The organism is Hwanghaeella sp. 1Z406, assembly GCF_048892425.1.
Classification (GTDB): Bacteria; Pseudomonadota; Alphaproteobacteria; order UBA8366; family Aestuariispiraceae; genus Pacificispira.
Genome location: NZ_JBLZHU010000002.1, coordinates 164,894 through 187,806 on the forward strand (window position 1 = coordinate 164,894; position 22,913 = coordinate 187,806).

A 22,913-nucleotide genomic window follows, 5' to 3' on the forward strand; every position below is an offset into this window, starting at 1 on the left:
TGGCCCAAGGTAAAGTCTGGCCCAAGGTAAAGTCTGGCAGTTTTGATTTGCTGTTGTATCATGAGCGCAAACGCGGGAGAGCATAGATGAAAATCACTGTCGATATTGATTGCACCCCGGATGAAGCCCGGAAGTTCCTGGGTCTTCCTGATGTCACCCCGATGCAGGAAGCCCTGATGAAGCAAGTTCAGGAACGCATGGAGGCGAATCTGAAAGCGCTGGAACCGGAGGCTTTGTTCCAGACCTGGCTTCCAGCTGGGCTGCAGGGGATGGAGCAATTACAAAAGATGTTCTGGGCCCAAATGGCCAGCACTTCGAAAGACCCGTCTTCAGGCGATAAGGGCTGACGTAAGCATCACCCACGCTGCCAGGCCCTGAACAATAGCGACAACAGGCGAGCACCTCTTCAATGAGTGATACGATATTTGCGCTCAGCAGCGGACCCGCACCGGCGGGTATTGCGGTTATACGTCTGTCTGGCCCAGATGCACTGCCGGCCCTTCAATCCCTTCTTTTGCGGCAACCAACTGGATCTCAATGGGTACCACAGCCAAGACGCGCTCACCGACGCAAACTGTATCAACCCACATTTGATACTGCGTCGGACCCAGACGTTCTGGACGACGCCCTGGTCCTTTATTTTCCGGGCCCCGCATCTTTCACCGGGGAGGATGTTGTTGAACTGCATTGCCACGGGGGGGCGGCGACCATCGCAGCAGTATTGACAGCGCTTGGTCACTATCCCAGCTGTCGCTTGGCCGAAGCCGGGGAATTTTCCCGCCGCGCCTTCGCCAATGGCAATATGGATTTGACCGAAGCGGAGGCCCTGGCGGATCTGATTTCGGCCGAAACGGAAGCACAACGCCGGTTGGCGCTGCGCCTGGCCACCGGTGCGGGGCATGACCGATACCAGGATTGGACGGATCGATTGATCCGCATCCTTGCCCTGATTGAAGCAGCGGTAGATTTTCCGGAGGATGATTTGCCGCCCGATATGCTGGATCAGAACAGCGATGCCATCGCCACGCTCATTCAGGAATGGCAGCAGGATATCAGGCTTGGCGCGCTGTCCTCTGCCATACGCGATGGCGTTCGGGTTGCTATCGTGGGGTCGCCCAATGTTGGGAAGTCTTCCCTTTTGAACAAATTGGCGGGGCGGGACGCGGCGATTGTATCTGAAATCGCGGGAACGACCCGAGACGTTATTGAGGTTCGCCTGGACCTGGGTGGCTATATTGTCACCCTTTCGGATACTGCCGGGCTGCGCGATACGCCCGATACGGTTGAAGGGGAAGGGGTGCGTCGGGCCCATTCAACTGCGCAGACAGCTGACATTGTACTTTGGGTTTCGGATGACCCTCTGGTCTTTGATACGCGCTCGCCATTTGAGGTATTGGAGTCAGTGCCGGTTTTCCAACTTCTCACAAAATGTGACATGGTTTCCGCGCCCCGCGATTGGCAGAACCATGCTTATCGGTTTGGGATTTCCTCTGTTACCGGGGTCGGGCTGCAGGACTTGTTATCTGCCATGACCACAATATGCGCAGATAAATATGGTCAAGCGACAGCGGCGGTTGCTGTTCGGGCTCGACATCGAGAAGCACTGTGCCGCGCGTCAGAGGCGCTTGAGGCATCGCTGGTTCAGCCGGAACTGGCACTATCGGGAGAGGATGTTCGGGTTGCCCTGATGGAGATGGGGCGCATTACCGGACGTGTTGATGTTGAGTCTGTTCTGGACGTTGTCTTCAAGGAATTTTGCATCGGGAAATGAACATCTGTTTCACGTGAAACAATCATGGACACGGATGGTTCTGATCTTCCGTTGCCCTTGATCGTCAGCCTTGCCCTTCGCAGCATGTTTCACGTGAAACAATCTCCAGATCGCCGCTGTACTATATTGCGGCTCCCTGCCAATTGACCCGGAACGCAGGAACGATTATACAAGCGACGCCGCAGGAGAACTGACAATGGCCGCGCTATCCAAAGAAACCGCCCTTTCAACCCCACGCCCCTTAGCCGGGCAGTGGGATGTTATCGTCGTGGGCGGTGGCCATGCAGGATGTGAAGCGGCCGCAGCCGCAGCCCGCATGGGGGCCAAGACGCTGCTTGTCACCCACAAGCTGGAAACCATAGGAGAAATGTCCTGCAACCCCGCCATCGGTGGATTGGGGAAGGGGCATCTGGTTCGGGAAATTGACGCCCTTGACGGTATTATGGGGCGGGTCGCTGACCAAGCTGGCATACAATTCCGGGTCCTGAATCGCAGTAAAGGCCCCGCTGTTCAGGGCCCCAGAAGTCAGGCGGATAGAAAACTCTACCGCAACGCGATGCAGGAAACCCTGCGGGCCCAACCCAATCTGACCCTTTATGCCGGCGCGGTAGAAGATTTGATCGTATCAGGGCAGGGGGTCCTGACCGGAATTAAATTGGCCGATGGCACTGACCTTCGTGCGGGCGCTGTGGTTCTGACCACCGGGACTTTCCTGCGCGGTATGATTCATTGCGGCCACGAACGCACACCCGCTGGCCGTATCGGAGATACCCCGGCTGTCGGCCTGGCCCTGACTCTGGAGCGTTTTGGCTTTGCCCTTGGTCGCCTAAAAACCGGCACGCCACCCCGACTGGACGGGCGCACAATCAATTATGCAATCCTGGAGAAGCAGGATGCAGATGAAGTGCCGGAGCCATTTTCTGCACTAACGGAGTCCATCACCGTCCCGCAGATTGCCTGCCATATTACCTATACCAATCAGAACACCCATAAGGTGATCCACGACAATCTCGCCCATTCCGCCTTATATGGTGGCATGATTTCCGGCATAGGTCCGCGCTATTGCCCGTCGATTGAAGACAAGGTGGTGAAGTTCGCAGATAAGCCACGGCACCAGATCTTCCTCGAACCGGAAGGGCTGGACGACCACACAGTCTATCCGAATGGACTCTCGAATTCCCTGCCGCGGGACATCCAGGCCGCCTTTCTGAAAACCATTCCTGGTTTGGAGAATGCAGCCATTCTTCAGCCCGGCTACGCGATTGAATATGATCATGTCGATCCAAGAGAACTGCATCCAACGCTGGAGACCCGAAAGATTGCGGGGCTGTATCTTGCGGGACAAATCAATGGAACGACTGGATATGAAGAGGCCGCCGCACAGGGTCTGATGGCAGGGCTGAATGCCGCCCATAAAGTCGGGGGCGGGACGGTTCCCTTTATTCTGGACCGTGCAGATGCTTACATCGGGGTCATGATCGATGATCTGACGACCCGGGGGGCGGATGAACCGTATCGTATGTTTACCTCCCGCGCCGAATATCGCCTTCGCCTGCGGGCCGATAATGCGGATCAACGTCTGACTCCGCTGGGCGCTGAGCTGGGCTGCCTGTCCTCTGAAAGACTAGAGCATTGGTCGGCCCGATCACAGGCCTTGACCAAATCCCGGGCTCTTCTGGAAAACCACAAGGCTTCCCCTCAGGAATTGGCGCGCCACGATATCGCCGTGCGACAGGATGGTCGGATGCGCAGCGCCATGGATCTGCTGGCATTGCCCGACCTGTCCTTACAGCGGTTAAGCGCGCTTTGGCCCGACCTCCTGGCTATCCCCGCATCCGTCGCGCCACAAATTGAAACCGACGCCCGATATGCCGCCTATTTACAACGACAGGATTCAGATATTCGCGCCTATCGCCGCGATGAATCGCTGTATCTGCCAGACGATCTGGATTTCAACACTGTTGGCGGTTTAAGCCACGAAATGATTCAACGACTGTCCGCGGGACGGCCGCGAACCCTTGGCCAGGCCGCCCGCTTGCCAGGCGTAACCCCGGCGGCTGTTGTCGCACTGATGCGATTTGTTCGGCGGACAGGCGATAAGGCAGCGTAAGCGCGTGGCGGACGATCCCAAAAGTAACTTCCAGAAAAACACAGATGTTTCACGTGAAACCATGGAGCAACTGGACGCCTATGCCGCCTTGCTTCTGAAATGGCAGCCCAGGATTAATCTGATCAGCGGTAAAACCATCCCAGATCTCTGGACACGGCATTTTCTGGACTCTGCGCAACTGATTGATCTGTGCCCTCCACAGGCGAGAACCTTAATCGACCTGGGCAGTGGAGCCGGCTTCCCAGGATTGGTTCTGGCGATCCTGAGCCGGATGACAGTGCATTTGATCGAGTCCGACACCCGTAAATCTGCCTTCTTGAGAGAGGCCGCCCGTGTCGCCGGGGTGTCTGACCGGGTAACCGTTCATGCCGCCCGTGCAGAAAGTGTCGACCTGCCGCCAGCAGACATTATTTCCGCCCGCGCTTTGGCGTCATTGACCGATCTTTTGCCTCTGGCACACCGATTTTGGGGGGAGGGGACAATTGCCCTGTTTCCGAAGGGTAAGAGGTATAAAGAGGAATTGACTGCTGCAAATTATGCATGGTATATAACTTATGACGCGGTTCGCAGCCGCAGTGATGACGAGTCAGTTCTGTTGCGCCTCACCGATATGCGCCCGAAGAAACCGGATCACGCCCCAGGAGAGTCGCCTTAGAAATCATCGGCAACGCTGTGACTTTTTTAAGAACCGATGTGTCGCCCCAAGTCCCCCACGGCCCCCGCCCAAAGGGAACAGACAGCATCGCTCTTAGAGCACAGAAGGAGTTGCGCCGATGTATGCGAAATTGCCGGAAAAACTGACCAAGCCCCGCAGTGATGGCACCGCACGAATCATCGCGATCGCCAATCAGAAAGGGGGGGTGGGAAAAACCACCACCGCGATTAATCTCGCCACAGCCTTGGCTGCCTGTGAAAAGCGTGTCCTGATCGTGGACATCGATGCCCAGGGAAATGCCTCAACCGGATTGGGTGTGGATCGTCGGGATCGGACGTTAAGCTCCTATGATCTGCTATTCGCGCGCGAGACGGCGGAAAGTGCGGCGGTCAACACGGCCATTCCGGGCCTGCGTCTGATTCCAGCCTCTATTCATCTGTCCGGCGCTGAAATCGAACTGGTGGAAGAAGACCGCCGGGAATTTCGCCTGCGCGACGCCTTGCGGGGCTGTACAGACGATTATGACTATATCCTGATCGATTGCCCGCCAGCTCTGGGTCTATTGACCCTGAACGCATTATGCGCCGCCGATTCCGTTATGGTGCCATTGCAATGTGAATTTTATGCGCTGGAAGGGCTCAGCCATCTGATCGGCACGATTGAGCGTGTGAAGCGCGCCTTTAACCCGCGCCTGGATATCCAGGGCGTGGTGTTGACCATGTATGATCGGCGCAACAACCTGTCTGACATGGTGGCGGCCGATGTCCGCGCTCATTTGGGTGACAAAGTCTATGAAACCGTGATTCCCCGCAATGTGCGCATCTCAGAAGCACCAAGCTTTGGCAAACCCGTCCTGTTATACGACATGGATTGCCGGGGATCACAGGCCTACATTCACCTCGCCAGCGAGGTTCTGAAGCGTGAAAGGAGACTCCCGGCATGAGTGCAGCAGAAGATCGTAAGCGCGGCTTAGGGCGCGGCCTCTCAGCGCTGTTTGGGGATGGTGACAGCGCGATCAACAGCGCAGATGGCTACAGCGAGCCCGCCGTAAAGACCTCCAAAACCGTGCCAATCGAATTCCTGCGGCCAAATCCAAGCCAGCCCCGCAAACGATTCGATGAGGCTGCGATTGACGGGCTGGTCGATTCTATCCGCCAGCAAGGAATCCTTCAGCCGCTATTGGTCCGACCCCATCCCGATGATGCCAATGCCTATCAGATCGTCGCGGGCGAACGCCGCTGGCGAGCCGCCCAACGGGCGCAATTGTATGAAGTGCCGGTTGTCATCAAGGATCTGACCGATACCGAAACCCTTGAAATTGCGCTGATCGAAAACATTCACCGCGAAGACCTGACACCCCTGGAAGAGGCAGAAGGGTATCAGCGCCTGATGGAAGAATTCGGCCATACTCAGGACGCGCTTTCAAAATCTGTCGGCAAAAGCCGGTCCCATGTTGCCAATATGCTGCGGCTGCTATCGCTTCCGGAAGAGCTGAAAAGCATGCTGGATGACGGCTTGCTCAGCGCCGGCCATGCCCGTGCCCTGTTGGGTGCCAGCAATGCCGACGCCCTGGCCCAGGAAGTCATAAAGAAGGGCTATAATGTTCGCCAGACGGAACGCCTGGTTCAGGATGCCAAGCCCAATGCCAATAAGACACAGGACGGGTTGCAGCGCCTGAAAGGCAAAATTGAAAAGGGCGGGGCCAGCCTGACCGAAAAAGATGCCAATACCGTTGCGATGGAACGCAGCCTGTCGGATCTTCTGGGCATGACCGTTTCCATAGACCTGAAAGGCGGTGGCGAATCCGGACGCCTGGTTGTCGCGTTTGAGGATTTTGACCAGCTGGACGACGTGGTGGAACGCCTGAATCGTGGGGGCGTGCAGAGACCTAAGAATGTCGTCGAAATGTAGCCGTAAGAATATCATGCGCACGCATGATGCTGTGGCATGCACCTATCTGGAAGCGCGACGACCGGACGCGTGCCGCCTGGCTAAGGCGCCGACCTGATGCAGGCTGCGGTGACATAAAATCCAATCCGGCGCGCCGCTGCGTTTGCAGGCTGCTTCCGCCTCGATCAAAAGCGACAATGCCTCTGCCACAGCCAATGGAGGCCAGCGTTTCACCCCCGCCTCAAACCGTGCCTTGGATTTGTAGAAGACGGGCGGGCGCAGGCTGCTCATCGCGCCTTGCAGCGGCATTCCACCCGATACAAGATCCTGAACTCGCCGCAGTCTCAGCATGTGATTGCTCGCTGTGCGCAACAGGGCAACCGGGGCCGTTCCATCCTGAGCCGCCAGATCAAGAGCCCGGTCCAGCGATCTGGAATTTCCCTCCGCCATAGCCTGGATCACATCATCCAACGTGGATACCGAGCTGTCGCCGATCAGGGTCGAGACCGTGTCAAAATCCAATGTGCCATTTTGCCCGGCATACAGCGCCAGCTTCTCGATCTCGGACCGACTGACGCCGCGATCAGACCCTAGATTATCCACCAGAAATTCCCGCGCTTCCGGCTCTATCCGCACGGAAAGCGGCCGCAGCCCTTCCTCTATCAACCGATCTATTCCACCTGCTTCATCCAGATAACAGGCAATCGCAGCGCCAAGCTTGGAGCCTTCAAATACCTTACGAAGCTTTGATTTTGCGGGCAAATCGCCCGCCGACAGGACGATCAGCGCATCCCCGACCGGGTCTTCTAGAAACCCAGCCAAAGCATCGGCACAGGCGTCGCTGGCATCCCGGATCAAGATTACGCGCCGCCCACCCATCATGGAAATCGCTGCAGCCTCATCCCCCAAGATGGCGGGATCTGCCTTGATCGCATCGCTGGATAAATCACATATCTGGAAAGGATCTTCCAGATCTGGCGCGACCGTCAACGCGACCGCCCGCATACGTTCACGGGCCAGACCTGCATCGGGCCCATAGCACAAAACGGCGCGGATCTCAGACGGTGGGGCCTTTACAAACCCCTCAATCGAGCCCGTCGCGATTTTCACCATGCCAAATCAGCCCTTAAGCAATCGCTGCTTTTCGAAAAATGTTGCGATCTGAATACGCAAATCATCCGCGATAACGACAAGCGTGCGGTCCAGGGCATTCTTCTTCGCCACTTCAGCGGCATAGTCCGATGTCGACACGGAGTACGTTGATACCGCCCGGGATTTAAACAATTTTGTTTCCTCAACAATGGTCAGGGCGGCCTCTGCAACTACCGTCAATTCCGCGCGGGTCACGGTTGCATCAATCAGCGTCCCGCGATCCACTGTCGAAAAATTCAGGGTAACATCCAGAGTGTAACGGGATTTGGTAGGGCGTCCTTTGGGATTAAAGCGATCCAACAATAGATTATGAAGCACCTGACCTTCCCGATCTTCGATCAGGTTAATCTTCGTCGCCTCCAGATCTTCCATTGCATCGACACCGCTATCGGACCCGCCGGTACCATAAACAGGCCGAAAACCACAGCCAGAGAGCGCCAGCACTGCGCCCCCCAAGCCGAGCAGGGTCACTGCGCGACGATCCATCTTTGCATTAAAAGACCTCATGCCAATCCCTTACCCGCTCTTAACGTCAGAAACCCTAAGCGACGATATTCACAATCCGATTGGGCACAACAATAATTTTACGTGGTGTTTTGCCATCCAGGATGCGCTGAACATTATCTTCCGCAATCGCAGCGGCCTCTGCCTCTTCACGGGAAACATCCCGCGCCAGTTCAATTGTTGCCCGCAGCTTACCATTCACCTGAACGCCAATGGTGACTGTTTCTTCAACAAGCAAGCCAGGATTTGCAACCGGCCAATCGGCGTTGACCAGCATCTCTTTATGACCCAACGCCTGCCACAACTCTTCCGCCACATGCGGGGTCATTGGTGACAGGACCTGAACCAGAGATTCAAAACCAAACCGGCGCAGCCATTGCGCACCCTCATCCTCACCCTTGATGGCGAACAGGGCGTTAGACAGTTCCCGAATTCTCGCAATGGCGCGATTGAAATGGAAACGCTCCAAATCCTGGGTCACGCCGTCTATGGCCTTGTGCACCGCGCGCTCTGTGGCCGCTAATTCATCGGTCAAAACAGCCGGCCGCTGGGTTCCAAAGGGCGCAATCGTGGCCTCGTCCCCGGCAATCGCGCGGAACAAACGACCCAGAAAACGCCAGGCCCCTTCAACACCGCCTTCAGTCCATTCCAGATCCCGCTCAGGCGGGCTGTCCGACAACATGAACAAACGTGCCGTATCGGCCCCATAAGATTGAACAATATCAACAGGGTCCACAACATTCTTGCGGGATTTGGACATCTTCTCAGATCGACCAACCGTCACGGCCGCGCCGGTATCAACCCGCACAACCTGATCGCCGTCCCGCTGAATCTGACTGGGGAACAACCATGCGCCTGATGGATCCCGATAGGTTTCGTGACAGACCATGCCCTGGGTAAACAACCCGGCAAAAGGCTCGTCCAGATCCAGATAACCACACTGTTTCAGCGCCCGTGTGAAAAACCGCGAATACAACAAATGCAGAATAGCGTGTTCGATACCGCCGATATACTGATCAACCGGCAACCAGCGCGCAGCACTTTCTGCACTAAATCCCCGCTCCTCATTCTTGCTGTCTGGATAGCGTGCGAAGTACCACGAGCTTTCAAAGAATGTGTCGAATGTATCGGTCTCCCGTTCCGCAGCACCGCCACAGCTTGGGCAGGACACATGTTTCCATGTCGGATGGCGGGCCAGGGGATTGCCCGGTTGATCAAAATCGACATCTTCCGGCAATTCCACGGGCAATGCGGCATCCGGAACCGGAACCACACCGCATGACGGACAATGGATAACTGGAATGGGGCATCCCCAATAGCGCTGGCGCGATACGCCCCAATCGCGCAGACGATAGGTTATCTTACCGGTGCCTATCCCAATGTCTTCCAACCGATCAATGGCGGTGCGAATGCCCGTCGGCACATCAAGGCCATCCAGAAAATCTGAATTGAACAAGGTTCCGTCCCCGGTATAGGCCTCATCCTGGACCGCAAATGTCGCCGCCTCTGCATCGTGTGGCAGCACAACAGGCGTGACATCCAGACCATATTTTCGGGCGAAATCCATATCCCGCTGATCATGCGCAGGGCAGCCGAAAATCGCGCCTGTGCCATATTCCATCAGCACGAAATTGGCGACAAACACCTTGAATGTCTTGTCCGGCATAAACGGATGACGCACCGTCAGGCCCGTATCAAAACCACGTTTCTCTGCGGTTTCAATGGCTTCTTCGCTGGTGCCCATCTGATTGCATTCCGCAATGAAGGCTGCCAGATCAGGATTGGTGCGCGATGCTTCTTCCGCTAACGGATGATTGGCCGCGATGGCACAGAATGACATGCCATACAGCGTATCTGGCCGCGTCGTGAAACAGTCCAGTCGATCATCCCGCCCGACGATTTCAAACTGGATCTGTGCCCCTTCGGACTTCCCGATCCAATTGCGCTGCATCAGCCGAACCTTTTCCGGCCAACGCTCCAAATCATCCAGGCCGGCCAGCAATTCTTCAGAAAACGCCGTAATTTTCAGGAACCATTGGGACAGCCGCCGCTTTTCAACGACCGCACCGGTTCGCCAGCCCTTACCATCAATCACCTGTTCATTGGCCAGCACGGTATTATCGACCGGATCCCAATTCACCCAGGATTCCCGGCGATAGGCCAAACCAGCCCTCAGAAAATCCAGGAACATCTTCTGTTCATGTTTGTAGTAGTCGGGTTCACAGGTCGAAATTTCGCGATCCCAATCGATACACAGGCCCAAGGTCTTTAACTGGGACCGCATGGTCGCGATGTTTTCCCGTGTCCATTTGGCCGGATGAACCTTGTTTTCAATGGCGGCATTTTCGGCCGGCAACCCAAAGGCGTCCCACCCCATCGGATGTAAAACGCTGAAACCAGTGGCGCGTTTATACCGGGCAATCACATCGCCCAAAGTATAATTGCGCACATGGCCCATATGAATGCGCCCGGACGGATAGGGAAACATCTCCAGGACATAGTACTTTTCGGCATCCGACGAATCATCGGTCCGAAAAGACTGCGCAGACTCCCATCGGTCGCGCCATTTGCGTTCGATTTCAACCGGATTGTACCTGGTCATTGCTCTATCCTGGTAGGTTTGGCCTGATAGGTTTTAGCCTGATCGTATTTGGAGACTGACCAAACGAATCCTCACAGACTCTCACAGAGTCCCAAATCCGTTCGGCGGACCCATGATTTACTTGAGCGACGCCTGGCTATCAATTCGCAACTGACGGGCCCGCAAAAGAATCGCGTTTTCGATTCTGGCTGGAACACCATCTGAAACGGCGGCATCAACCCATTCGCCCGCGGTATTCCGTTCCTGGCGAAAAACCGAGACGCGCACACCATCGGCACGCAATTCCCGATTCAGAATATACACGGTCAGCTTATAGCGTTCGTTTGGTGCGCTGGGCAAAGAGGACCATTCGGTCACGATTACACCGCCGAACGCGTCGGCCTGAGCCAAAGGCAGAAAAGAAATCGTATCAAGCGATGCGCGCCACAGATAGCCATTAACGGCCAGACCCGATGTTCCGGCGCCGGGCTGAGACTCCCCACCCAGAACAACAGATTTACCAAAAACAGAGCCATCCTGCTTACGGGTTCGTTCAGCCGGATCCTCGTTCAGGACACTGGGCCCGGAAGACAAGCCGGAACAGCCGCTTACAAAAACCAATCCCGTCAAAAACAGGACTGCAAAAATTCGTCTGATCATTACGCACCACCAAAAAGAAATGAGGGGATGAGCAATCTTGCCCATCCCCCCATTTGATGCAACCCGAATAACCTTAGAAGGTTACGCGCGTACCGATGATCACAACCTGTGCATCGTTCTGGTTAGCAGCAGTGTTGCCGCCTTCATTGTCGATGCTCATGTTGTAGTAAGAACCATAGGCGTTCAGACCATCAGCGATCGTGTAGGTAACACCAGCGTGGTAGATGGTTGCTTCATCTTCCAGGTTGTTGCCGTCCAGATCGTCGGTGCTGTTTTGGTACATCAGAGAGACTGAACCCGGGCCGAAGCTGTAGCTACCGCCAACGTTGAAGCCCTGACCACCGTCACCGTTTGAGCCTTTAGCCGTGTTGGATTCTTGGTTGTCGAAGAAACCAGCACCCAAGCCGAAGCCAGCGAACGTGATAGATGCGCCCAGCATGTAGGAACGCAGGTCTTCACGGTCAGCGGCACCAGCGGTTGCGCTGTTATCTTCACCCATCTGATAAGAACCGTCGAACTTCAGGCCAACGCCACCGAATTCGCCGCCCCAACCAGCTGCGAAGTCCAGAACCTGGTCGTTCGCATTGTTGTTAACCTGCTGGGTCTGCTGGAAAGCAGCGCCCTGCGGGGTGTACGACACACCAGCCTGGAAGCCAGCAAAGTTAGGCGTGCTATAGGAGATCTTGTTCGCATCACCGGTCATACCAGCAGAAGACTGGTAGTAGTGGGTGGCGGTGGAAATGCCCAGGAAGTTTACGTTACGCAGGGCGTTGTTGCCGTCCGTACCCCAGGTACCAGCCTGGAAGGTGTGACCAGCGGTACCAGCGACCGTATCCGACACAGGGTCGTCGCCACCAAGGACGATGCTACCCCAGCCGCCGGAGAACTGCAGCCAGCTTTCATCGAAAGAACCCGAACCACCGTTCGTGTAACGCCACTGAACGTTTGCACGGTAGTTCAGACCCGCATCGGTGGAGCCTTTGGCATCCCACACGAGTTCGGACATCTGGTCGTTGGCAGAAATGCTGTGGCCAACACCGGCATCAGCCTGGTCGCCGTCAGCGAAAATCATTTCGTAAGCCAAGCTACCAGAGAAGGTCATTACAGGCTTTTCTGCATATGCAGAACCCGCTGCGAAAGCGGACGCACCCAGCAGAGCTGAGGATGCGAGAAGAACTTTTTTCATGGTCATCTCCATTTTGATCGTTTGGGCGTTTGCCCCTAGAACTCATTCACTTCATCTTGCGTGCCAAACGAATTAGCCTGTTCAGGCAGTTCCGGCGCTCGCCATGGGTTGTTTTGACCACGCATGAATTTTGAAAGCAATGAATTCCAATACAGTTAACCGCAAAAACGTAAGTAATGTGATAATTATACAACATGACCGCGCAACCAAGGCCAACTCTAAAGAATCACACGGATTTCAAGACCCCCATGGACTGCAGATCCGACAATAATCGATCCGCAACCGTCGCAGGGATTCTTTCATGCGCGCTGAGAAATGCGCCGCGCCGGAAACTCTTCTGAGACAGCACCCACGAAATTGGCCCTTCGCTGCCCGGAGGAATGGGAACGGCACCACGTGGTCCCGTCAGCATAAAGGTCCCCTTGTCCTTCACAAGGCGGAACGGGCCACCGACCAAATTAAACGTTTTATCCGATGACTCGATCGGTAACGTATATTGACTGCGATCATAGGAATAATTCGCCTGATACTTTAACAATGCGGTAAGTACATCTGGATCCCTGGACAATTGATGCAGTCTATTCCCTAAATCTTCCAATACAGATCGTGTGACCGCTTCCCCCTGCGCCAATCGAGGCAGGTTCGTCCGGAAGGCCTCGTCCTCAACAGCAAAATCCTTCAAGGCATCAACGATATCCAGTCCAACCAGGCTGACGATCCCCAATGCGACATGAACCGTCCCGCTGGAAACCGCCAAGGCATCATGATACTGGCCCCGGGGCAGATACAGAATATCACCTGGCTTCAAGACCACGTCGAATAATAGATTGCCCCGCTGCTCCATATGCTGCGCGTCCGTATAGGCACCATTGCTGTGACGGGCGTGACGGATTGGATGGGGCATGCGTGTTTCAAAGACGCGCCAGGTCTTTTCCCCCTCAATATGCAGGGCAAATACATCATGTGTATCAAAATGGCTGCTGAAGGCCTGCCTGCTATCCCAGGAACAATACAGATTGGCTTGCGCCTTGCCATTATACGCCGCCTCAAATGCAGATGCGACCTGGCGCAAAGGCCTGCTCATCATATCGATATCATTGGCAATCAGGGATGCCCCCTGATGCAACAGGTCCATCACCTTACCGGCAATCGGCTGCATAACCATGGATCCCGACCGGTCCTCCCGCGATTCACAATACAAAGCGGCGGGGATCGGCTGCTTGTCGATTTGCAAGCCCAGCGATTTCGCAGACCACAGGGGGCCATTGCTCAACAGCTCATTCAGGATGGACCAATCCATGATCCCCTTGAATTTATCGGCGCTGCCCGGGATATGCAGGGGTTTCTTATCATAATAGTCTTCAAAGAATTCCGCCTCTGTCATCGGGGCCAGAATATCGGCCAATGTGATCGTATCCCGGTCATCCTTGAGTATTGGCATACACCTTATCCCTATAAATACCGTCCCAGCACATCGCCCAGCTCAGACTTTAGACCATCCATTTTTGACTCGAAAGCCTTCCACCGCCCCACCGATGTCTTATAGATCGGCCGACGCACCTGCAAACGGCTGGCAGTTTGCACCGTTCTTTTATTATCAAAGAAGCGTTCCATCGCCGGGTCCCAGTCCAGACCCAACTGATCCAGCATGGGCAGAACGCCAGCCGCCATATCGTCCAGCAACCCTTCATACTGTATCTGAACAATCGATGAATCCCAACCGCGCCAGAACTGCATCAACCGATCATAGTGCCGGTAATAATGCCCGATATCCCGCAGATCATGATCAAACAGCATGGCGCTGGAAAAGCGCTGCGTGAAGATCGACCAGCACACATCCAGGGGATAGCGTTCGATGTTAATGATCAGGGCCTTCGGAAACAGCATCCGGATCAGACCAACATTGATAAAGTTAAACGGCAGCTTGTCCGTTACAAACGCCTGACCCGCAGAACATTCCGCCAGACCAGCGCGATACCCATCTCGAATTTCAACCAGTTGTTCCAAGGACAGGCGATCCAGCAAACCGGTCAGATCCTCCCCCGGCTTCAGGCGGGCATCGATCAGATCGGGCAGCACCATCAATTCCCCCCCGCCAAAAATGGCAGGATGTGACGCCAATATCTGCTCAATCAGGCTGGTGCCGGATCGTGGCATGCCAACGATAAAGATAGGGGCGGGAATAGACTCACCGTCCGGCAGTGCCACTGCCGCTGGCGTTTGTTTGGAAAATCGCGCGATCAGATTGTCATACAGCGACTCAGTCGCGCGGCGGTCATAGGCCTTCCCGATGCTGGCCAGGCGCGCCTTGAACTGATCCTGCGCCCGCTTGAAACACTGATAGGCCTTTTCAACCTCCCCCAAACCTTCATAAGCCTGGGCGGCGCGATGAACCAATACCGGCGTACCGTCTGATAGGGTGGCATGGCTGGCATTAAAGACCGCGATACCCCTCTGGCGCATCTCTGCCGCCTCCGCCTTCTGGGCACCGCGCTTTGCCTCCAGAAGGTCCGCCAGATCAAAATATGCGGCGGCATCCTGGGGATGATGGTCGATCGTTTTCACAAACACGTCCCGCGCCGCATCCACATCCCCCATCGACACCAGCAATTGCCCATAGCGATTGCGAATTTCAATGTTACTGGGATCTTTCGTGAATATCGGATCGATCAGGTTCTTTGCCCGGTCAAACAGACCCAACCCCACAAGGGCGTCAAACAAGTTCAACGTCAAGGTCTGGTCACCGGCATTATGCCGCAGCCCAGCTTCCAACACATCACGCGCAGCCTGTGCTTCACCAAGGCTGTTCAACAAAGAACCATAATTCACATAAGGATCCGCAAACCGTGGGTTGATCCCTATCGCCTTCTGGAACAAAGGAACCGCCAGATCAAACCGTTGCAGATTCTTCTGCGCGATCCCCAGATTGTTCAGGGCCGAGGCATCATTTGGCATATGCTTTAACACGGCCTGAAAGGCGCGCACCGCTTCCGCATAGCGTTGCTGATCCAGACGCACGATGCCGATGCCACTTAAGGCCGCGGGATTTTTCGGGTCGGACTTGTAGCTTTTCTCAAAAAATCTGGATGCCTGATCCAGACGTCCCGCCTGATGATTGATGATCCCCATCAGATACAGCGCATTTGGTTCCCGGGGCAGCCGCTTCAGAATCGCCTCAGCCCGAGCCTGCGCCGCATCAGGATGACCCTGATTGAAATCGCCAAAGGCCTTTTGCAATTCTTGTCTTATCTGAATATCCGGCGCTGGCATGGCAGTCCTTAGTGTGGTGCGCGATTATTTGGACTCACCAGGATCCCTTTATCGGCCTGTCGGCTAGGAGAGGGCGTGCAGGCGATGTGGTTCATCGTCAAACGTCCTCGACGCCGTCCGACGGGCCGATAAAGGGACCAAAGGCGCTTTTTGCGGCGCTCCGGGCCGCGTCGCCTTCCGCTTGCGATGCCCCGCATCGCTTCGCGAAACGCTCCTAACCGGAGCACCGCAAACAGCGTCCTGGTCGATCCCAAATAACCGCGTACCACACTAAAATCCTTTTATGGACAAGTCAGGCTGTATAAAATCGAGTCGTTATAAAATTGGACCATCCGAAAGACAATCGGTCATTTCCCAACAAAGGTGCCCAATGCAATTACTGGAAAGATATAATCAAGTATTGGAAAATATAAAACAGGCGGAATCTGACTCTGTTAAAAAAAACGCAAATGTTAATTTGATCGCGGTTTCTAAAACATACGATTCTGATTCGATTATTCCACTCCTGAAGGCTGGACATGCACATTTCGGCGAGAACAAAGTTCAGGAAGCGGAGGAAAAATGGCCAGCTCTTAAGCAGCAATATCCTCAGACTGTGCTGCATCTGATTGGTCCTCTGCAATCCAACAAGGCCAAAAACGCCGTTGCCCTGTTTGATGTGATCCAGACCATAGACCGTTTGAAAATTGCCCAGTTCATCGCCCGCGAATGTGAGAAGCAGGACCGCAACCCTGGTATTTTCATTCAGATCAATACCGGCGAAGAACCCCAGAAGGCGGGAATACCGCCGATGGAGGCCGATGCCTTTATCCAGGAAGTGCGCGACACGATCGGCCTGTCCGTCCAGGGTTTGATGTGTATCCCCCCGGTCGATCAACAGCCCAGCCCGCATTTCGCCCTGTTGGCGAAAATTGCAGAACGGAACGGAATTTCCGGCCTGTCGATGGGGATGAGCAGCGATTATGAAACCGCCATTCGCCTGGGGGCCACCCATGTCCGCGTCGGCAGCGCAATATTTGGGGCGCGCCCAGCCCAGACTTGACTGCGCCTCTTCAAATCTCCTGCTGGATGACCAGCCAGGACTCCGGTTCCAGATCCGTCAGGAGGCGGTGCAATTCGTCCCGCGCTATTGCAATACAGCCCGCTGTCGGCTTTCCGGTTTCATGACGGCAATGCAAAAAGATGGCGCTGCCCAGACCGGGAAGGGCGGGGTTGGTATTGTGGTCTGTCGTCACCACGATGTCATACAGCCCATCGTCTCGCCACATTGCCTCATGCGACGCGGCATAGGGTCGCGAAACAAACTGATTATAGGCGGGATCGTCCGGGGCATCGCACCAGCCAGAATGCTCAGTCAAGGGCTGGATCGGCAATGCGGTCCGGATCGGATCAAGGATCCTGTCTGGTCGATAGAACACCTGCACCAGCCGCCAACGACCAAGCGGTGTCGCCCCGTCGCCTTCGCGTTTATCCTGTGCTGCGATCAGGCCCGACCGACCCATGGAACACGGCACACTGTCGCCATTCGGCAGAATCAATCGCTGCCCGTCGGTCACCAGGTCGGTCATACTCCGCCTCCCCCTTACGCCCTAAAAACATCATTCCCTGCATGATGCCCTAAATGGTGATCAATCCAGTCAGAAATCAAACCTGAAATCAGCTGGGGGACTTCATTTTCTCATATTTTGCCAGGGCATCCATCATTGCGCTGGGCAAATCCTTGGACGGCACAGGCTCCAGGAATTCCGGCGCGTCGGAATTGTCGGCAACGATTGTTGAATCAGCGGTCCCTGCGGGAGATGGCGCAGACGGGGTAGGGGGTGGGGGCGTGATGCCGGAATGACTGGGCAATTGTGTCGGCGCGACCGGTGCATTGCGCAAACTGAAGAATTTCGGTTCTGCGTCCGAGCCGGGCAGATGCTTGATGGTCGTCGTGTTCTGATTGGGTAAAGCCGACTGGGATGCTTGATTTGAGGGCGTTGCTGATGGTGGCTGACTGTTGTCAGACAGGGTGTTCATAGACTGGCTGTTCATAGACTGGCTGTTCTTAGGCTGGCTGTTTTGCGCCATCCGCATCAGGGCGGTCGCGGCATCCGCCGACAGATTTGGCACCCCTTGTGCAGCGGCCGTACCCGGGCTGGATTGAGGATTTGCGCCAGACGTGACGCTGTTCTGACCCGGCAGGATCGGCTGCACGGACGCAATCGGCGATCCAACCGGCGTCGCGGCAAACGGGGCCGACCGTTGACCCGCCGCATTCAGTCCAGGTTGCGCCGCGAAAAGCGGACTTACACCGTTCTGCACCGCTTGGTCTGCGCCATTCTGACTTTCAGGATCCAACTGCGCGGTCTGAACCGATGCTTTTTGCGCCCCGTCCTGGGCCAGGGCTGTGCCCGTGTCTGACGTTCCCGGTGCGCCAAACAGGGCGGTCAGGGCCGTTCCCCCCATATCATCCCCGGTCTGATCTTTCATAATCACATTGGCCAGAGAACTGGCAAACCCTATCGGGCCGCCATAAATCGACCCGCCCGCCAACTGCGCACCAGGGCTTATTTCATCCCCGGTCACATAGCGATACACGGATGAAACGATGGGGATATGCTGCAATGGGTTCACGATATCGACAACATCCCCCAGTGTCAGGCCATCTTCGCCGAAGAAATTCTTGCCTGTCGCTTCGGATGCCTCATCGGCACGATTTGCCGCCGCGACGTCCACAGATGTGGGATCTGCAGAGGTAAAGCGCCGATAGTCGGTAAAGGTTCCCTCGTCGCGCGCGGCAAAAACCTGTGAATTCGCTGCCACCGGCTGTGGCATTCTATCTTCCGGGCGTTGTGGGGTCTGATAGGATTGGGGGGCCTTTTTCGCGCCCTCGGCCTGTGTCAAAGCATCGGAAAAGCGGGATTCCGTCTGACCCTCACCTGCCCGCGGTCGACGCATGGCAACATCTGGCGCCATCGCAGTCGCATTAGAGGTCATCAGGGACCAAGGGGCTGTTTGCGCTGTGGACATCGACTCTCTCTTCACCAACCGCATGATCGACGCTCTCCCACGTCGACAGTCTCTCTCCCACAAGCTAAGCAAGCCGCATGCCAGAACACACTGAATCTGGCGATCACGATATCTTGCTTTTCCCATATGCCTGCAGATCGTGTTATCCTGATCCCCGGTAATGATTTGGTTGAAAGCGAGATAAGACGCGATGAGCGGTAAAAAGATCCTGTTATGTGACGATGACGACGCCCTGCGCCAGTCCTTGGCGGAACAATTGCAGCTGCATGAGGAATTTGAAACACAGGAAGCCTCAACCGCCGCCGAAGCGATAGAAGCGGCAAAGGCCGGGCATTTCGATGCCATCGTTTTGGATGTCGGCCTGCCCGATATGGATGGGCGCGAGGCCTGTCGTATTCTGCGCCGCAGCGGCGTTAAATGCCCCGTCGTCATGCTGACCGCCCATGATTCCGATTCCGATACGATCCTGGGCCTGGATGCCGGCGCGAATGATTATGTCACCAAACCCTTTCGCTTAAGTGTCCTTTTGGCCCGTCTGCGCGCGCAATTGCGCCAACATGAACAAAGCGAAGATGCGGTCTTTACAATCGGCCCCTACAGTTTCAGGCCCGCCCAGAAGCTATTGCTGACCGAAGAAACCAACAAAAAAATCCGCCTGACGGAAAAGGAAACCTCAATCCTGAAATATCTTTTTCGCGCGGGCAACCGCACCGTATCGCGCGACACGCTGTTGGGGGAAGTCTGGGGTTATAACGCTGGCGTCACCACGCACACGCTGGAAACCCATGTTTATCGCCTGCGCCAGAAGATCGAACCAGATCCCTCAAATGCGGAAATTCTGGTGACAGAACCCGGCGGCTATAAGCTGGTTCCCTAGATCATATCCTGCGCGATCGCATCCGCGCGCCGGACCTGACGCTGGATGGCCAGGGCGGCAATCACGGCACAGCCGGTCGCTGCGGCCGCTGTCCACCATCCAGCCGACCAACCCAAACTGCTGCCCGCGACCCAGCCCACCAGAATTGGCCCCGTCAACAGGCCCAGATTGCGCCCGGTCATCATCAATCCAAAAGCCGCCGGGCCGGTGCGATCCGGACCCAACAGACGCCCCGGCAGTCCAAAAATGCAGGTCGGTGTAATCCCGGCAAAAAATCCATAAGCCAGTAAAATTGCGACACCGCTGATATCGGTTCCGGCATAGGGGCCAATCACCAGAACGGTTCCCTGCCCAATCAGAACGACCGTTAACAACCGGGCGATGGGAAATCCGGCCCGCAGGATGGCCGCTGCCAACAGATTGGACCCCGCAATCGCGATGACCGTCACCCCATATAACTCTTTCGATACAGCCATCGATAATCCGCGATCTGCGACCAGATATTCGGGCAGCCAACTCAGCACTGACAGATTTTGCAACGCCCATAAACCAAAGCACGCCGACAACATCATCAACGCTTGCCGATCCGCTTTGGACAGATCCGGCGCACCCCCTTTTGTCGCGGGCAAGGCAATCCGGTTGCCATCATTCTGACGCGCCAGGACCATCGTCCATCCCGCCATCAGAACAGCAAAAACCAACCCGGCCCACCAGACCGACGACCAGATCTGATCGCCTGGCATCAGATATTCCGCCAATCGGGCGATGCTGGTCGCGATCAAGCCCCCTAAAGGGACCCAGGTCGCCGCCAGCGCGGCTGCAAAGGGTATGTGTTTTGGTGCCGCATTACGGGTCATCAGGGTGGGGCCGGCTATCGCCAAAATCGCCATGGCCGTTCCCTCAAAGGCGCGCCCCACCAGAATGGCCCAGCCATTTTCCGGGAATGTCAAAATAGGGATGGCACCAAGCCCCACCAGACCACAGGCCCCAATCAACCAGGCAGCCGTTGCCTGACGGCTCATCAACCGTCCGAACTGGAAGGACAACACCAGGCCAATGACCGCAAAAATCGACATGAAACCACCCGCCATTCCGGCGCCATATCCATACAGATCCAGCATCTCCGGCAGGACCGGCGGCAATTTGAACTGTTGATACGCAGCCAGCAGGGCAACACATAACCCGAACCAGATTCCCACCCAATCGCTGTGCAGGCGCGGCGCAAGACGGTCTGATGACATAAAAACCCCTTCAATCCGAACTCAGGATACGAAATAGACGCGATAACAGCAGGATGGGAATTTGCGTTAAGACGAACCCCGCTATAGCATTCTGACATCAACCTGTCCCGTCTGGTTTTGCGCCTCGCTGCACGACCGAACGATTGGGGCGAAAAGACTAAAAGCCAAAGCAGGATTACCGCGTGTTAAGCGATAAGCATCAAGAATTTTACGTCAAGTTCTGGGGAACGCGTGGCAGCATCGCCTGCGCCGGTTCCGATACGCTGCGCTATGGCGGCAATACGGCCTGTCTGGAAGTTATGTGCGCAGACAGACGCCTGATTTTTGACGGGGGTACGGGGTTGCGAAAACTGGGCCGCGAAATCGCCCAGCAGGGGCCCACTGAAATTGATCTGTTCCTGACCCATACGCATCTGGACCACATTATCGGCCTGCCCTTTTTCGTGCCATTCCACATTCCAGGCTTAAATCCCAGATTATGGGCCGGTCATCTATTGCCTGATCGCACGCTTAAGGGAACGCTGTCAGAAATGATGCAGGCCCCGCTTTTCCCGGTGCCGCCGGAAACCTTCCGCGCTCAGGTTGAATTTCATGATTTCGCCTGCGGGGAAACTCTGTATCCCAGCCCGGAAATTTCATTGCAAACCGCGCCGCTGAACCATCCCAACGGGGCCTGTGGCTATCGCATCAATTTCGATGGCCGGTCGATCTGTTACATCACCGATACCGAACATTATCCGGAAGGCCGCGACCCGGCGGTTGTGGATCTGGTGCGCGACGCGGATATCATGATCTATGACGCCACCTATACAGAGGAAGAATATCCCCGCTTCGTCGGCTTTGGGCATTCCACCTGGCAGGAGGCCGTGCGGGTCGCCGATGCCGCCAATGTCAAAACCCTGGTGCTGTTTCACCACGAACCGACCCATACCGATGACATCATGGACCAAATCGCCGCGGATGTTGCAAAGGTCCGGCCCGGCACCGAAGTTGCCCGCGAGGGCATGATCCTGCGGCCCTGATTGATTCATGGGTATTGCACATCACCCATTGCGCACGACATGGCGACGCCTGACACTGGGATTGCCAACACTGTTTGGCTGGGCACAGCGGGGCTATTTCATCCCCTATCGCTATGCAGGGACGATCCCGGATAGCAGTGCGCGGGACCCCTTCCCCCATGTTGAAACACTGTTTAAGGCCGCAGAGCCGGTCTTTCTGGATTTGTTGAAAGACACCGATCTGATCGCGGATGTCGCAACCCGGTTCGATAGGGCAGCGCCCCCCCTGCCACGGTGGCAGCAGACCTGGTTTCCCAGGCTGGATGGACTGGCCGCCTATCTGATGGTACGCCGACATCAACCGGCGCGAATTGTCGAAATCGGCAGCGGCCATTCCACGCGCTTTATTGCGGCCGCTGTTCAGGATGGGGCCTTATCGACCCAAATAACCGCCATCGATCCCGCCCCGCGTGCGGATATTGCGAACCTGCCCGGTGTGACAGTGCATCGGACCACGCTGCAACAGGCGGATGTATCGATATTCGACGGGCTTGGCCCCAATGATATGGTGATGATCGATTCCAGCCATATCGCCATGCCCGGCAGCGATGTTGATATCCTGCTGGGCCGCATCCTGCCCCGCCTGTCCAAGGGTGTTCTGATCCAGATCCACGATATATTCCTGCCCGACCCTTATCCCGAAAACTGGGCCTGGCGTGGCTATAACGAACAATTGCCGGTCGCCACGCTATTGGCCGGGGGTGGCTTTGAACCGCTGTGGTCCAGCCATTGGGTCGCGACACGCTGCGCCGACCTGCTCGCCCAAAACGCGATCGGGGCGCTCCCCCTTGCAGAAGGCGCCCCGGAATCCGCTGTTTGGCTGCGGCGGGTTTGAATTGCTTTAAACGAGTCTCGCCCGCGAAAGCGGAAATCCAGGACCAATCGCGCCCGCCGCTCTGGACCCCGGATCAAGTCCGGGGTGACGGTGCATTAAGCAAGTGTC

At 56.0% G+C, this 22,913-nt stretch carries 20 protein-coding genes; 10 read left to right on the forward strand and 10 right to left on the reverse strand.

Translation table 11 applies throughout. The annotated features are described in order from the left end of the window. Window positions 1-86: 86 nt before the first annotated feature. The 6 genes from ACOSDR_RS05130 to ACOSDR_RS05155 all read left to right on the forward strand — a co-directional run bounded on the left by ACOSDR_RS05130 (window position 87) and on the right by ACOSDR_RS05155 (window position 6,447). Complete coding sequence (locus tag ACOSDR_RS05130; RefSeq protein ID WP_420730586.1) at window positions 87-347, forward strand: DUF6489 family protein; 261 nt, start codon at window positions 87-89, stop codon at window positions 345-347. Between the two features lie 62 nt (window positions 348-409). After that, on the forward strand, window positions 410-1,771 hold the full coding sequence (mnmE, locus tag ACOSDR_RS05135) for a tRNA uridine-5-carboxymethylaminomethyl(34) synthesis GTPase MnmE (RefSeq protein ID WP_420730587.1): 1,362 nt from the start codon (window positions 410-412) through the stop codon (window positions 1,769-1,771). Window positions 1,772-1,967: 196 nt separating this feature from the next. Continuing rightward, entirely contained in the window at window positions 1,968-3,881 is a 1,914-nt protein-coding gene (gene mnmG, locus ACOSDR_RS05140) for a tRNA uridine-5-carboxymethylaminomethyl(34) synthesis enzyme MnmG (RefSeq protein WP_420730588.1), read from the forward strand. Between the two features lie 4 nt (window positions 3,882-3,885). Then, window positions 3,886-4,536 carry a 16S rRNA (guanine(527)-N(7))-methyltransferase RsmG gene (gene rsmG / locus ACOSDR_RS05145; protein WP_420730589.1) on the forward strand — a complete coding sequence of 217 codons (651 nt, stop codon included), beginning with the start codon at window positions 3,886-3,888 and terminating at the stop codon, window positions 4,534-4,536. 118 nt (window positions 4,537-4,654) lie between these two features. Further along, the gene (locus tag ACOSDR_RS05150) at window positions 4,655-5,479 is read left to right on the forward strand and encodes a ParA family protein (RefSeq protein WP_420723250.1); all 825 of its coding nucleotides are present in this window, start codon (window positions 4,655-4,657) and stop codon (window positions 5,477-5,479) included. Then, complete coding sequence (locus ACOSDR_RS05155) at window positions 5,476-6,447, forward strand: ParB/RepB/Spo0J family partition protein (protein WP_420723249.1); 972 nt, start codon at window positions 5,476-5,478, stop codon at window positions 6,445-6,447. Before ACOSDR_RS05150 ends, ACOSDR_RS05155 begins: the two co-directional genes overlap by 4 nt. A gap of 42 nt (window positions 6,448-6,489) precedes the next feature. Here ACOSDR_RS05155 and holA read toward each other — a convergent pair whose 3' ends face one another. From holA to ACOSDR_RS05190, 7 genes are all read right to left on the reverse strand, one after another. Beyond that, the gene (gene holA, locus ACOSDR_RS05160) at window positions 6,490-7,539 is read right to left on the reverse strand and encodes a DNA polymerase III subunit delta (protein WP_420730590.1); all 1,050 of its coding nucleotides are present in this window, start codon (window positions 7,537-7,539) and stop codon (window positions 6,490-6,492) included. 6 nt (window positions 7,540-7,545) lie between these two features. After that, the gene (locus tag ACOSDR_RS05165) at window positions 7,546-8,085 is read right to left on the reverse strand and encodes a hypothetical protein (RefSeq protein ID WP_420730591.1); all 540 of its coding nucleotides are present in this window, start codon (window positions 8,083-8,085) and stop codon (window positions 7,546-7,548) included. A gap of 34 nt (window positions 8,086-8,119) precedes the next feature. Continuing rightward, on the reverse strand, window positions 8,120-10,684 hold the full coding sequence (gene leuS, locus ACOSDR_RS05170; protein WP_420730592.1) for a leucine--tRNA ligase: 2,565 nt from the start codon (window positions 10,682-10,684) through the stop codon (window positions 8,120-8,122). A gap of 117 nt (window positions 10,685-10,801) precedes the next feature. Next, entirely contained in the window at window positions 10,802-11,323 is a 522-nt protein-coding gene (locus tag ACOSDR_RS05175) for a DUF3576 domain-containing protein (RefSeq protein WP_420730593.1), read from the reverse strand. A 73-nt stretch (window positions 11,324-11,396) separates the two neighbouring features. Continuing rightward, window positions 11,397-12,509 (reverse strand): porin, encoded by a 1,113-nt coding sequence (locus tag ACOSDR_RS05180; protein ID WP_420730594.1) that lies wholly within the window; start codon window positions 12,507-12,509, stop codon window positions 11,397-11,399. A gap of 226 nt (window positions 12,510-12,735) precedes the next feature. Beyond that, on the reverse strand, window positions 12,736-13,950 hold the full coding sequence (locus ACOSDR_RS05185) for a cupin domain-containing protein (protein WP_420730595.1): 1,215 nt from the start codon (window positions 13,948-13,950) through the stop codon (window positions 12,736-12,738). An 11-nt stretch (window positions 13,951-13,961) separates the two neighbouring features. Beyond that, window positions 13,962-15,779, reverse strand: a complete 1,818-nt coding sequence (locus ACOSDR_RS05190) for a sulfotransferase (protein ID WP_420730596.1) — start codon at window positions 15,777-15,779, stop codon at window positions 13,962-13,964. 370 nt (window positions 15,780-16,149) lie between these two features. Between ACOSDR_RS05190 and ACOSDR_RS05195 the strand changes: the two genes are divergently transcribed. Next, entirely contained in the window at window positions 16,150-16,821 is a 672-nt protein-coding gene (locus ACOSDR_RS05195) for a YggS family pyridoxal phosphate-dependent enzyme (RefSeq protein WP_420730597.1), read from the forward strand. A 10-nt stretch (window positions 16,822-16,831) separates the two neighbouring features. On the opposite strand, the gene ACOSDR_RS05200 is transcribed toward ACOSDR_RS05195, so the two are convergent. Both ACOSDR_RS05200 and ACOSDR_RS05205 read right to left on the reverse strand, forming a co-directional pair. Then, on the reverse strand, window positions 16,832-17,347 hold the full coding sequence (locus ACOSDR_RS05200; protein ID WP_420723240.1) for a L,D-transpeptidase family protein: 516 nt from the start codon (window positions 17,345-17,347) through the stop codon (window positions 16,832-16,834). Window positions 17,348-17,435: 88 nt separating this feature from the next. Continuing rightward, window positions 17,436-18,791 (reverse strand): hypothetical protein, encoded by a 1,356-nt coding sequence (locus ACOSDR_RS05205; RefSeq protein WP_420730598.1) that lies wholly within the window; start codon window positions 18,789-18,791, stop codon window positions 17,436-17,438. A 190-nt stretch (window positions 18,792-18,981) separates the two neighbouring features. Here ACOSDR_RS05205 and ACOSDR_RS05210 point away from each other — a divergent pair, with 190 nt between their 5' ends. Then, on the forward strand, window positions 18,982-19,668 hold the full coding sequence (locus tag ACOSDR_RS05210; RefSeq protein ID WP_420730599.1) for a response regulator transcription factor: 687 nt from the start codon (window positions 18,982-18,984) through the stop codon (window positions 19,666-19,668). Here the strand turns inward: ACOSDR_RS05210 and ACOSDR_RS05215 are convergent. After that, window positions 19,665-20,909 (reverse strand): MFS transporter, encoded by a 1,245-nt coding sequence (locus ACOSDR_RS05215; RefSeq protein ID WP_420730600.1) that lies wholly within the window; start codon window positions 20,907-20,909, stop codon window positions 19,665-19,667. The genes ACOSDR_RS05210 and ACOSDR_RS05215 overlap by 4 nt on opposite strands. A 182-nt stretch (window positions 20,910-21,091) precedes the next feature. On the opposite strand from ACOSDR_RS05215, the gene ACOSDR_RS05220 reads away from it, so the two are divergent. Both ACOSDR_RS05220 and ACOSDR_RS05225 read left to right on the forward strand, forming a co-directional pair. Further along, a complete protein-coding gene (locus ACOSDR_RS05220; protein WP_420730601.1) occupies window positions 21,092-21,931 on the forward strand; it encodes an MBL fold metallo-hydrolase in 840 nt (279 codons plus the stop codon). A gap of 7 nt (window positions 21,932-21,938) precedes the next feature. Continuing rightward, entirely contained in the window at window positions 21,939-22,805 is an 867-nt protein-coding gene (locus tag ACOSDR_RS05225; protein ID WP_420730602.1) for a class I SAM-dependent methyltransferase, read from the forward strand. The last annotated feature ends 108 nt before the right edge of the window (window positions 22,806-22,913 follow it).